The following is a 12,444-nucleotide window of genomic DNA, read 5'->3' as shown; positions in this document are numbered from 1 at the left end:
GTGCCGCAAGGCGCGGATACTGCACGTGTCTTACCATTGCCGAGTGATTTCCGCGAAAGCGGGATTCGCCATTACGCACAGGACTGGTCGTACAAACGAACCGGGACGCATTGTAGCGCCCCGGAACAAACTAGCAACATATTAGTTGGAAGTCCTTACTTCTTCAGGCCGGCCATCCAGCTGCCGCTGTTGACGGTTGGGGCCAGCCCCTGCTTGCCCAATAGTTCGAAGGCTTCCTTATACCAGCTGCTGGACGGGTAGTTGTGTCCCAGAACGGCAGCGGCGGTGCTGGCTTCATTGGTCAGGCCAAGCAGCAGATAGGCTTCGGTCAGGCGATAGAGGGCTTCTTCGATCTGGGTCGAGGTCTGCCAGGTTTCCACGACGACGCGGAAGCGATTGATGGCGGCGGTATACTGGCCCTGGCCGAGATAGTAGCGGCCAACCGACATTTCCTTGCCGGCGAGCTGGTCATAGGCCACCAGCAGCTTTTCCTTGGCGTCGGTTGCATATTCGGACTTGGGATAGGTCGAAATCACCAGGCTGTAGGTTTCGATGGCGTCAGCCGAAAGCTGCTGGTCGCGCGTAATGTCCTTGATCTGGGCAAAGTAGGCATTGCCCTTGAGATAGAGAACGTAAGCGGCGTCCTGGCCATTAGGATAGAGCGCCATGAAACGGTCGGCGGCGAGGATCGCCTCCGGCAACTTGCCGCTGCGATAGCTGGCATAGACCTGCATCAACTTGGATTTCTCGACCATCGGGTCGCCCGGATGCTGCCGGTCCAGCTGTTCGAGCGACTTGATGGCCGTCGCGAAATACTGGCGATCCATGTCGTCCAGCGCCCGCTGATACAGAGCGGCAGCCGGAATTATCGGCTCGTCCTTGACCTTGGGCGCACCAAACATGCTGCAGCCGGCGAGAATGGCTGCCATCAGGGCAACGGCAAGGAACCGGGATGCCCGGCCGGTGAAAGCACCAATAGCGTCAACTGTCACGAAGTGCCCCGTCCTTATACGAAACTGCCTGCAGGCGGCGTAGTTAGTAAATTGATCAAAACTGTGGCGCGACGCCATCCAGATCAGGACCGGCGCACGGACCGCAGGAAATGATTGACCTCTAGCCCCTTGGGCTGGTCTTCGAAAGCCTCGTATTCGAGCGGCAGGTCTTCGGCGCCAACTATCTCATAGTTGGCTTCACTGGAAAAGAGACCGGTCAGCACATGGGCGTTGAGCGCGTGGCCGCCCTTGTAGGAGCGGAAACGCCCCCAAATCGGCAGCCCGCCCAGCGATAGATCGCCGATCGCGTCGAGCAATTTATGGCGCACGAATTCGTCCTCGTAGCGAAGGCCGCCCGGATTGAGAATGCGGTCTTCGTGCACCGTGATGGAATTGTCGAGGCTGGAGCCCAGGGCATAGCCGGCCTGGCGGAGAATCTTGGCATCGCGCACGAAGCCGAAGGTGCGCGCACGGGACACATCTTCGTAGTAGCGGCGCGGCGTCCAGTCAAAGATCATGCGCTGGCGGCCGATGACCTTGCTGTCGAAGTCGATCTCGAGATCGAGCGCTCTACCATTGTAGGGCTCGAGGGCCGCGAAAGCGTCATTGTTGCGCACGGTAACGGCTCGCAGCACCTTGAGGAACTTGCGCTGCGCCGGCTGGATGTCGAGGCCGACGGCCAGTATGGCGTCGGCGAAGGGCCGCGCGCTGCCGTCAAGAATCGGGCATTCGCCGCCATCGAGCGTGATCAGCGCGTTGTCGACGCCCATGCCGCTGAGGGCCGAGGTGACATGTTCGATGGTCGCGACGCTGAAGCTGTCGCCAAGGTCGAGCGTGGTGCAAAGCGTGGTGCGCGTAACGCGGGAAAAATGCACCGGGACGGGGCCGGTAATGGTGCCATCGCCGCGCACGCGACAGATGGTCAAGCCGCTATCGGGAGCGCCGGGACTGATGGTCAGCGTCACCGGCTGGCCGCTGTGAACACCATAGCCGGCGAAATTGATCGCAGCCGCAAGGGTACGCTGACGCGTGGACAGTTTATACATACTCGAATGACTCCGACCACAAGCCCAACACGTCCTGGATGGTGTTAGCCAAAAAAAACTCGGTGCGAAAGTCGCACCGAGCAATCTTCTTCGAAATTACACTTAAGATATTAACCGTGCTTGCGCAGGAAAGCCGGTATTTCGAGACTATCTTTCTGTGGTGCCGGGGTCGGCTGGCGACCGTGGGCATCAAGATTGCCACGCGCACCGTCGACGGCCGGAGCAACGCGGGAACCCCTTGCGCCGCCTGCCTCAATTGCACTTCGAGCAGCTGCGTCGTCGGCTACCGAATAGGCGGTTTCATCCTTGGCGGCAGGCGCCTGCTGGCCCAGGTTGAGGCCAACATTGGACGCCAGTTTTTTGAACAGCGCACGCGCATTGCGCGGCTCGGCCTCATGCCGTTCCTGCGGCCCCTGTGACCGCCTCGCAACAACTGGAAGCTCTTCCGTGCGCGGCATGCGGCGCTGACCCTCGGGGCGAGCGGCGTGGGACGGCACATAGACGCTTGGAACCGGCGAATCATCCATGGCAGGGGAGTCTTCGGTCTCGTGCATGCTTTCGGCAGCCGGAATGTAAGGCTCGACGAACACGCCATCGTCTTCGCGGGCATCATAGGCCTGCGGCTGCGACGAAGCATGCGTTGCCATATTGAATGCCTGGACCATGGCGGCTTCGACATCATGCTCGATCATCTGCGGCACCGGCGCGGCAGTCGCGACAGCAGCACGTTCGATCTGGGCGCGGGTCGGCTCGACCGGCACGTGGCGGCGCACTTCCAGCGGCGTGCGCGAAGCATGCGGCTTTGCCGGCTCAAGCGCCTGCACCATGGTTGCGTCGGTGCCAGTGGCCACGACGGAGACCCGGATCGTGCCGCTAAGGGTCGGATCGTAGGTGGCGCCGAGGATGATGTTGCAATCGGGATCGACTTCTTCACGAATACGGCTTGCCGCCTCGTCGACTTCATAAAGGGTCAGGTCCGGGCCGCCGGTGATCGAGATCAGCAGGCCGCGCGCACCGTGCATCGACACATCGTCAAGCAGCGGGTTGGCAATGGCAGCCTCCGCAGCGTGGCGGGCACGATCTTCGCCCGATGCTTCGCCGGTACCCATCATTGCCTTGCCCATGCCGCGCATCACGGCGCGCACGTCGGCAAAGTCGAGGTTGATCAGGCCTTCCTTGACCATCAGGTCGGTGATGCAGGCGACGCCGGAGAACAGCACCTGGTCGGCCATCGCGAATGCGTCGGCAAAGGTGGTCTTCTCGTTGGCAACGCGGAACAGGTTCTGGTTCGGAATGACGATCAGCGTATCGACATGGCGATGCAGCTCATCGATGCCATCTTCAGCCAGGCGGGCGCGGCGATTGCCTTCGAAGTTGAAGGGCTTGGTGACTACGCCGACGGTCAGGATGCCCTGTTCGCGGGCTGCGCGGGCGATAACTGGTGCTGCGCCGGTGCCGGTGCCGCCGCCCATGCCGGCGGTGATGAACACCATATGCGAGCCGGACAGATGATCATTGATCTCGTCCCAGCTCTCTTCGGCAGCCGCGCGGCCCACTTCAGGGTGCGAACCGGCGCCGAGGCCTTCGGTTACATTGACGCCAAGCTGGATGATACGCTGGGCCTTGGACAGCGCCAGTGCCTGCGCGTCGGTGTTGGCGACGACGAAGTCGACCCCATCCAGCCCGGACTCGATCATGTTGTTGACGGCGTTACCGCCAGCGCCGCCGCAACCGAAGACGGTGATGCGTGGCTTCAGTTCCTGAATATCGGGGATGGTGAGGTTGATGGTCATGAGTGGCCTCGCAGTGGCGTTGTTGGTAAAGATTTACCCTGCCAAACGTTAACCGGCTCCTAACAATTGTCTCGCCGGTGTTAACGTGATCGCAATTTGCGACGCTCGGCGGTTACCTGTTCAGCTTTCATAAACCAAGAAAGTCGCTTTTCATGTCGAAGTGAGCCTGACCCGTTCGTCGCTTGAGCGCCGACCCAACGAGGAAAAACGACTATGACCAGCATTATGCCCTGCCTGTGGTTTGACGACCGCATCGACGATGCCGTCAAATTTTACGCCGAGACCTTCAAGGACGCGAGGGTGATACAGCTGAACCGCCAGGATCCCAACGGAGCCGCATTCACCGCCGTCATCGAACTGGCAGGCCAGAAATTCTTCCTGCTCAACGGCAGCGGCGGTGAGCCGAGCAAGTTTCCCTTTTCCTGGGCCGTCAGCTTCATGATCGAATGCGCCGACCAGGCCGAGGTCGACCACTTCTGGAACGGCTTCGTCGACAATGGCGGCAAGGCCAGCATGTGCGGCTGGTGCGCGGACCGGTTCGGCCTGTCATGGCAAGTCGTGCCCAAGCAAATCTACAGCACCGTTATGGGAGACGACAAAGCTGGTTCCCAGCGCGCCACTCAGGCTATGCTGAAAATGGGCAAGCTGATCGTAGCCGACCTGGAAAGCGCCTATGCGGGTGGGTAAGATCACTGCCTGCTAGCCAGAAAAAAGTGGCAGGCTACAATGGGATGTGGCTTATGATCATCCCAATCCCTGTTTCCGGGCGTGCCGCTTGCGCTTGCCTCGGCGGCGCGGTTCGGACTGTCCGCGCCTTGGCGAAGGCGCTATCGGCTCGGTCGATCCATGGCTGCTGGCGGGTATCCGCTATCTAGGCGCGGGCCCGGGGCTTGCCATCGTCCATCTGGCGCGCAGCGCGATCCGGCTGGTGAAAGCGAAGCCAGGTTGCGGCGCGGCGACCTGCCCCGGCTGGCCGGAGTCATCCTGTTCGGTAGCTTGCTGGAGCCGCTGTTGCTGATGTTCGGCCTGTCGCTAACCACTGCGTCTAGCGGGTCGCTGCTGCTCAACCTAGAGGGTATTGCCACCATGGCGGTCGCCTGGCTGGTGTTCCGCGAGAATGTCGATCGCCGGCTGCTGCTGGGCGCCGTTGCCATAGTGCTCGGCGCGGCCGTGCTGTCCTCGACCGGCACGGGCCTGTCGCTTACCGCGGGCGGCCTGCTGATTGCCGGCGCCTGCCTGTGCTGGGGCATCGACAACAACCTGTCGCGCAAGCTGTCGTCGGCCAACCCGGTGCAAATCGCCATGATAAAGGGACTGGTCGCCGGTACCAACAATATGGTGCTGGCTTTTCGCTCCCGCAAATGGGGCGTGCTGGAACGCACGGCGCCGACACCCGCCATCCCGGCCGACACCCTGGCCTAGAAGCTGGTCTTGAGCCAATTGCCGACGCGGTGGAAATAGCCGTCCGTGCCGGTCAACTTGCGGGAACCGCGGGGCTCCTGATATTCCTGAGAACACACCTGCGGATAGATCAGCATGCCGGCAACGGTGGCGAAGGCGGCGCCTTTGGCCATTTCGGGCAGGCCTGCAATGCCCATCGGGCGGCCGGTGCGGACGTTGCGGGCCAGTGTGCGGCGCGCAACTTCGGGCAGGCCGGTCATTTCGCTGGCGCCACCAGTCAGTACAAAGCGGCGGCAGCACACATCCATCATACCGGTTGCCTGCATGCGGTCGCGGATGGCGGTGAGGATTTCTTCGATGCGCGGCCGCATGATGCGGGTCAGCACCGAACGGGCCACCTGCCCTGGGGCTTCGTCATGCGATGCACCGACCGGCTGGATGGCGATGAGGTCACGCTCGTCGGCCTGGCCGGGTAGCACTGAGCCGTAGAAGGTCTTGAGTCGCTCGGCGTCGGCGACGCTGACCGAGAGCTGGCGGGCGATATCGAGGGTCAGGTGATGGCCGCCGATGGCGATGGCATCGGCGTAGACCAGGTGGCCGTCGTTGAACACCGAGACGGTGGTGGTCGCGCCACCAAAGTCGATACAGGCCACGCCAAGCTGGGCTTCGTCATCGACAAGGGTCGCAAGGCCTGAAGCATAGGGCGTGGCGATCAACGCCTCGATCTGCAGGTGACAGCGATGCAGCACCAGCTCCAGATTGCGCATGGCGAGGGTTTCCGAGCTGACCACGGCGACATCGACGCCAAGCTTGTCGCCGACCATGCCCTTGGGGTCACGAATGCCCTTCTGCCCATCGATCGCGTAACCGATCGGCAGCGCGTGTATGATCGAACGCTCTGGTCGTACGCTACGCTCGTTGACGGCGCGCAGCACGCGATGCAGGTCGGCCTTTTCGACTTCCTGACCGTCGAGCGACACCGCCGCCGAGAAGGTCTCCGAGCCAAGCCGGCCCGCGGTGACATTGACGATGACGGATTCCAGCGTCAGCCCGGCAGCGCGCTCGGCCATGCCGACGACCGAACGGATGGCATGCTCAGCCTTTTCGATATCGGTAACGACGCCGCTCTTGACGCCCGCGGACGGGCCGTAGCCAAAGCCGATCACCTCGGCCTGATGCGAACGGCTCCTGAGCGCCCTGCCCTCGGCCCGCGGGGTGAGACGGGCGATGACGCAGCAAATCTTGGTCGAACCGATATCAAGCACCGCTACCAGCGTGGTCTTGCCGGGCTGGACGGGGCGGAGCCGGGAGGTCATGGCATCGGTCATCATTGCGGGAGCATCGGTTCGGAAAAAGTTTGGGAGGGAAGGTTGCGCGGCGGCATGGGATAGGGCTGGCCCGACTTGGCGCGCTCGATGATGGTCGCCTTGCGGGCCTCCTCGGCTGCTGCCAGTTCTTCTTCGGTCTTGGTCGGGCGGACGGCGACGAGGCTGGCAACGCGCAGGTCGATCACCGTGAGATCGCGGTCGAGCAGTTCATACTCCGCCTGATAGGCCTCGAGATTGCGCAGAGCGCGAGCCACGCCGAGTTCGGGCAGCTGGATGCGCAGGCCGGTATCATAGATCAGGTCCCAGCGACGATCGGCGATACGCGACAGGGCCATCAACCCATCCTGCAGCAAGGGATGCTGGTCGAGCGCCCGGATCATCACCATGGCATCGTCATTTGCGCCGTCGCCAACCACCAGCGGCAGCTCGCCATAGGCGCCGCGATCTTCGCCGATCTGCTCGCCGGCGCCATCCACCACGAAGGTGATGCCATCGACACGCCACCGGGCAACCGGGGTTTTCTCGGTGATCTCGACGATAACGTCGCCCGGATAGGTCTTGCGGACGCTGACCGTCTCGACTGCTGGTAGTTCCGCAATTCGCTGGCGTGCGGCTTCGGCGTCGAAGGAAACGGTGGAGGTATGCGGCTCGATGCCCAGCGCGTCGAATACCGACTGTTCGCTGGTCAGCGTCTGGCCGGTGATGGAAATCTCGCCGATGGCAAAACCGGCATCGACAAAGCGGCCCTGCGCTACTTCAGCCAGCACAGTGGCTCCAAAAGCGATGGGCTCGCGAACCTGATAGATGACGGCGGCGGTCACCAGAAGTGCCGCAGCGACCGCGCTGCGCAGCATGCCTCTGCGGTGCAATACCCAGGCGCGGCCAAGGTTATTGCGCAGCTTGCGCCGTGGGGAGCGGACAGGAACAGGCAATGCGCGAGGATCGACGATCCTTGCGCCAGCGAGAAAAGTCTCGCTTTTTACCTGTTGCAACTCGCGTCCTCCACCATCCAGGCGACCAGTTCTTCGAAGGAGTGCCCTGCGTGCAGCGCCTGTTCAGGCGCCAAGGAGGTGGGGGTCATGCCCGGCTGGGTGTTGATTTCCAGACAGACAAGCTCACCATCTTCTCCCGCCGCGTCGTTGAAGCGGAAGTCAGTTCGAGTGATGCCGCGGCAACCAAGCGCGGCATGCGCCTTCAGGCTCATCTTTTGGACTTTGTCGTAAATTTTCGGTGAAATTTGAGCCGGGATTACATGTTGTGATCCGCCAGCGGAGTATTTCGCCTCGTAATTGTAAAATGCCAGGTCGGTGACGATTTCGGTCACTGCCAGGGCCACGTCGCCCATCACGGCGCAAGTCAGCTCGCGGCCCGGAATGTAGCGCTCGACCATCAGTTCTTCGCCGCCCCTCCAGTCCTCGCCGAGGATTTCCTGCGGCGGGTGCGACTGGTCCGACTTGACGATCATGATGCCAAAGCTCGATCCGTCGGCCACCGGCTTGACCACATACGGCGTGGCCATCACGTGCGACCGACCGACCTCGGCGCGGCTGGCGATCACGTGGTCAGTCACCGGCACACCGGCCGCCTTGAGCATGATCTTGGCCTGGTGCTTGTCCATCGCCAGCGCCGAGGCCAATACACCAGAATGGGTATAGGGAATGCGCAGGAATTCCAGCACGCCCTGGATCGTGCCGTCTTCGCCAAAGCGCCCATGCAGCGCATTGAAGGCGACGTCGGGCGCCAACTCGCGCAGCCGCTCCGCAATGTCATAGCCGACATCGACTTCGGTCACCCGATAGCCGGCATTGCGCAACGCCTCGGCGCAACCAGCGCCGGAACTCAGCGACACCGGGCGCTCATTGGACAGCCCCCCCATCAGGACGGCGACGTGCTTGGTCATGATTATTCCGGCTCCTTGCCAATCAGCGCGCCGAGCTCTGCCGGCAGTGCTGCGGCCCATTGGGTGATGTTGCCGGCGCCAAGGCACACGACATAGTCGCCATCGGCGGCGCGGCTGGCGATCAGTGGCGCCAGAGCTTCGGGGCGGTCGATGACGCGGGCGTCGCGATGGCCGCGGGCGCGGATGCGGTTGACCAGCTCTTCGTGGGTGACGCCGGGGATCGGCTGTTCGCCCGCCGCATAGACCGGCGCGACGATAACGGTATCCGCGTCGTTGAAGCAGGCAGCGAAATCGTCGAACAGATCGTTGAGTCGGCTATAGCGATGCGGCTGCACCACGGCGATGACGTCGTTCTTGGTCGAGGAGCGCGCGGCCTTGAGCACCGCAGCAATTTCCACCGGGTGATGGCCGTAGTCGTCGATCACCGTGATGCCGCCAACCACGCCGGTCTTGGTGAAGCGGCGCTTGACGCCGGTAAAGCCCTTGAGCCCCTTGCGGATGGCTTCGGCCGGCACATGCAACTGGTCGGCCACGGCGATGGCGGCAGTCGCATTGAGCGCATTGTGCACGCCGGGCATCGGCAGTTCGAGCCCATCGATACGCAGCTGGGTCTGGCGGATACGGTCGCGGATCTCGACCGCAAAATGGCTGACGCCATCGATGGTTTCGAGGTCCACCAGCCGCACGTCGGCCTGCGGGTTCTGGCCGTAGGTGATGACGCGGCGGTCCTTGATCTGGCCGACCAGCGCCTGCACCTCTGGATGATCGAGGCACATTACGGCAAAGCCATAGAAAGGCACGTTCTCGACGAACTGGCGGAACGCCTTCTTGACCCCCTCGAAGTCGCCATAGTGGTCGAGATGCTCCGGATCGATATTAGTGACGATGGCAACGTCGGCCGGCAGCTTGGTGAAGGTGCCGTCGCTTTCGTCGGCCTCGACCACCATCCACTCGCCGGCGCCCAGCCGCGCGTTGGTGCCATAGGCATTGATGATGCCGCCATTGATCACGGTCGGATCGAGATTGCCGGCATCGAGCAGGGTCGCCACCAGTGTCGTCGTCGTCGTCTTGCCATGCGTGCCGCCAATCGCGATGGCGGTCTTGAAGCGCATGATCTCGGCCAGCATTTCGGCGCGGCGCACGATCGGCAACGCCCTGGCGCGGGCCGCGACCAGCTCGGGATTGTCCCGTCTGATGGCCGAGGACACCACCACCACTTCGGCCTGGCCGAGATTATCGCCGCTTTGGCCGATCGCTACCTTGATGCCCATGTCGAGCAAGCGCTGCACGTTGGGATTAAGCGCGGCGTCGGAGCCTTGCACCGTATAGCCCTGGTTGTGCAGGATTTCGGCAATACCGCTCATGCCGATGCCGCCGATGCCGATGAAGTGGACGGGGCCAATATCGCGCGGCATTTTCATGAACGAGTATCCACTTCGAGGTTCCTGCCGGAGAGCATTTCGGCGATATCGGCCAGCTTCTCGACGGCGCGCGGCTGGCCCAGCGAGCGGGCGGCGGCAGCAGCTTTGATGAGGGTTGATGGGTCTGATAACAGGGTCGTGAGGCGAGTGCCTAGCGATTGCGGCGACAGCGTGGCCTGTTCGGCGACCCAGCCCGCCCCGGCATTTTCCATCACCAGCGCATTGTTCTTCTGGTCGGCATCGAGCGCACCGGGCAGCGGCACGAGGATTGCCGGCCGCCCAAGGACCGTCAGCTCCGCAATGGTTGAGGCGCCGGAGCGGCCAATGACCAGATGGCTACGCGAAATGCGCTCCGGCAGGTCGCTAAAAAAGGTGGCCAGCTCGACATTGACCTTGGCCTGCCTGTAGCTCTCGGTGACACGGTCTAGATCGTCGGCCCGGCATTGCTGCACGATCTGCACACGATGGCGCAGCGCTTCGGGCAGGTTGCCGATGGCAGCGGGCACCACATCGGACAGTGCCTTGGCACCCTGGCTGCCGCCGAAGATGACGAAGCGGATCGGACCAATTTCGGTCAGTTCCGGATAGGGTGTGCTCGCAACGGCCCGTACCCGATCGCGCACCGGATTGCCGGTGATGACCTTTTCGAGGCCCAGCCTGTCCGCGAACTTGGTGTCGCCAAAGCTCAGGGCCAGTATGTCCGCAAACCGGCCCAGGGCGCGGTTGGCGCGCCCCATCACGGCATTCTGCTCATGCAGGATACCGGGAATGCCCAGCAGGTTCGCCGCCATGAAGGGCGGGAACGTCGGGTAGCCGCCAAAGCCGATGACGCAGTCCGGGCGGTTGGCGCGCAGCATGCCAAAGGCCACCGCAATGCCGCGCAGGATCGTGAAGCCGGCGGTCACGAACTTGATCGGATTGCGCAAGGACGGCGTGGCCGAAGGCACGATATGAATCTGCGCCGCCGGGAAGTCGCTGCCATAGCTTTCTACCCGATGATCGGTCATCAACTCGACGCGGTGGCCCCGACGGACCAGTTCCTGCGCCAGCGCCATGGCCGGGAACAGATGTCCGCCCGTGCCGCCTGCCATCAACATGAAAGTCTTCATTCGGCGGGCGCCAGCGGCGCGACCGCGCTGCGATAGCTCGGGATACCAGTTGCCATGCGCTCTTCGGGCTTGGTTCGGGTAAAGGCCAGCATCAGGCCCATGCCGAAGGCGATGGCGATCATCGACGTGCCGCCATAGGACACGAATGGCAGCGTCATGCCCTTGGGGGGAATGAGGTTGAGGTTCACGGCCAGATTGATCCCCGACTGCATGGCGAACTGGATGGCCAGCGTCGAGGCGGCCAGACGCGCAAACAGGCTGCTCTGCCTTTGCGCTCCCATCATGGCGCGAATGACGATGAAGGCGATCAGCGTCACCAGCACCATGCAGAACAGGATGCCGAACTCGCCGGCCGCTGCCGAAAACACATAGTCAGCATGGGCGTCGGGGATCAGCTTCTTGGCGATGGATTCACCCGGGCCGCGACCGAACCAGCCGCCTTCGAGCAGCGACTGGAGGGCGCGGTCGATCTGGTAGGTATTGCCGCCACCTTCCGGGTTGAGGAATGTATCGATACGACGCGATACGTGCGGGAAAAACATGTAGGCGCCAAACAGCAGGCCGACGCCCGCAGCGCCGAGCCCAAAAATCAGGAACCACGAGATACCCGACAGGAACAGCAGCGCCGCATAGGTGCCGATCACCAGCGCCGTTTGGCCGATATCGGGCTGCAGCAACAACGCGCCGACGATGGCGCCGAGCAGCAGCGTTGCCAGGATTTTGCCCGGCACGTTTTTGTGGATCATCGATTCCGAAAACAGCCACGCGCCCAGCACGGCAAAGCCCGGTTTGACGAATTCCGAGGGCTGCACCGATTGCCCCGCGAAGGAAATCCAGCGCCGCGCGCCCTTGACCTCGGTGCCGAACCGCAGCGTAGCCCAGAGCAGCAGCAGGCTCACCACCAGCGTGACCAGTGTCGCAAGACGCGCCTGCCGGTGATTGAGCAGCGACGTCACCAGCATCACCGGCAATGCCGCCAGGCAGAACAGCGCATGGCGAATGACGAAAAACCATGGCGACAGGCCGATACGCTCGGCCACTGGAGGGCTGGCCGCAAAGCTCAGCACCATCCCGCAGGTCATCAGGAGGATCAGTGCGCCGAGCAGTTCCCGGTCAATCGACCACCACCACTCCGCCAGAGGCGTTTTTTCGGCACGGGAGAACATCATGGGGGAACAGCCGGATACTCGGTACAAACTGTCTGCAATTGTAGCAGCCCGTTGGTTACCGATTTGCCAACCACAGTTGCGTTTTGCGAGTCTGTATCGAAATCATTGATGCTAGCCCGCGCACCAAGCGGCATCTGGCCATCCCGCAAGGGGACAGTTTACACCGTGCGTAAACCTACCCCACCCGACCCCTTCGGGGCCACCTCCCCACAGGGGGGAGGGATTAGGAAAAGCCGTGATCAGTGTTCTGGCGCCGCCCTCCCCTGAATGGGGAGGGATTGAGGG

Annotated in this window: 11 protein-coding genes; 2 read left to right on the top strand and 9 right to left on the bottom strand. The window is 62.7% G+C overall.

Annotated elements, in window-relative coordinates:
- Positions 1-155: 155 nt before the first annotated feature.
- The 3 genes from WH91_RS22075 to ftsZ form a co-directional block, all read right to left on the bottom strand.
- Positions 156-992: an outer membrane protein assembly factor BamD gene (locus WH91_RS22075; RefSeq protein ID WP_052953057.1), complete on the bottom strand. Its 837-nt coding sequence runs from the start codon at positions 990-992 to the stop codon at positions 156-158.
- Positions 993-1,075: 83 nt separating this feature from the next.
- Complete coding sequence (lpxC, locus tag WH91_RS22070) at positions 1,076-2,038, bottom strand: UDP-3-O-acyl-N-acetylglucosamine deacetylase (protein ID WP_046173167.1); 963 nt, start codon at positions 2,036-2,038, stop codon at positions 1,076-1,078.
- A 110-nt stretch (positions 2,039-2,148) separates the two neighbouring features.
- Entirely contained in the window at positions 2,149-3,831 is a 1,683-nt protein-coding gene (ftsZ, locus tag WH91_RS22065) for a cell division protein FtsZ (RefSeq protein ID WP_046173166.1), read from the bottom strand.
- A gap of 213 nt (positions 3,832-4,044) precedes the next feature.
- Between ftsZ and WH91_RS22060 the strand changes: the two genes are divergently transcribed.
- Both WH91_RS22060 and WH91_RS22055 read left to right on the top strand, forming a co-directional pair.
- Positions 4,045-4,518 carry a VOC family protein gene (locus WH91_RS22060; protein WP_046173165.1) on the top strand — a complete coding sequence of 158 codons (474 nt, stop codon included), beginning with the start codon at positions 4,045-4,047 and terminating at the stop codon, positions 4,516-4,518.
- A gap of 159 nt (positions 4,519-4,677) precedes the next feature.
- The gene (locus WH91_RS22055) at positions 4,678-5,253 is read left to right on the top strand and encodes a DMT family transporter (RefSeq protein ID WP_342028111.1); all 576 of its coding nucleotides are present in this window, start codon (positions 4,678-4,680) and stop codon (positions 5,251-5,253) included.
- Here the strand turns inward: WH91_RS22055 and ftsA are convergent.
- The 6 genes from ftsA to WH91_RS22025 are packed head-to-tail and all read right to left on the bottom strand — an operon-like array spanning position 5,250 to position 12,156.
- Positions 5,250-6,548: a cell division protein FtsA gene (gene ftsA / locus WH91_RS22050; protein ID WP_046173200.1), complete on the bottom strand. Its 1,299-nt coding sequence runs from the start codon at positions 6,546-6,548 to the stop codon at positions 5,250-5,252. The genes WH91_RS22055 and ftsA overlap by 4 nt on opposite strands.
- 11 nt (positions 6,549-6,559) lie before the next feature.
- Positions 6,560-7,552: a cell division protein FtsQ/DivIB gene (locus tag WH91_RS22045; protein ID WP_143078157.1), complete on the bottom strand. Its 993-nt coding sequence runs from the start codon at positions 7,550-7,552 to the stop codon at positions 6,560-6,562.
- Positions 7,540-8,463, bottom strand: a complete 924-nt coding sequence (locus WH91_RS22040) for a D-alanine--D-alanine ligase (protein WP_143078165.1) — start codon at positions 8,461-8,463, stop codon at positions 7,540-7,542. The genes WH91_RS22045 and WH91_RS22040 overlap by 13 nt, the downstream gene beginning before the upstream one ends.
- Complete coding sequence (gene murC / locus WH91_RS22035) at positions 8,463-9,881, bottom strand: UDP-N-acetylmuramate--L-alanine ligase (protein WP_046173163.1); 1,419 nt, start codon at positions 9,879-9,881, stop codon at positions 8,463-8,465. The genes WH91_RS22040 and murC overlap by 1 nt, the downstream gene beginning before the upstream one ends.
- Positions 9,878-10,990 carry an undecaprenyldiphospho-muramoylpentapeptide beta-N-acetylglucosaminyltransferase gene (gene murG, locus WH91_RS22030; RefSeq protein ID WP_046173162.1) on the bottom strand — a complete coding sequence of 371 codons (1,113 nt, stop codon included), beginning with the start codon at positions 10,988-10,990 and terminating at the stop codon, positions 9,878-9,880. Before murG ends, murC begins: the two co-directional genes overlap by 4 nt.
- Complete coding sequence (locus tag WH91_RS22025; protein WP_046173198.1) at positions 10,987-12,156, bottom strand: FtsW/RodA/SpoVE family cell cycle protein; 1,170 nt, start codon at positions 12,154-12,156, stop codon at positions 10,987-10,989. Before WH91_RS22025 ends, murG begins: the two co-directional genes overlap by 4 nt.
- Positions 12,157-12,444 lie beyond the last annotated feature (288 nt).

The organism is Devosia psychrophila, from assembly GCF_000971275.1.
Lineage (GTDB): Bacteria > Pseudomonadota > Alphaproteobacteria > Rhizobiales > Devosiaceae > Devosia > Devosia psychrophila.
The sequence above is the reverse complement of the archived record's forward strand: the minus strand, read 5'-3'. Positions and strand labels throughout refer to the sequence as shown.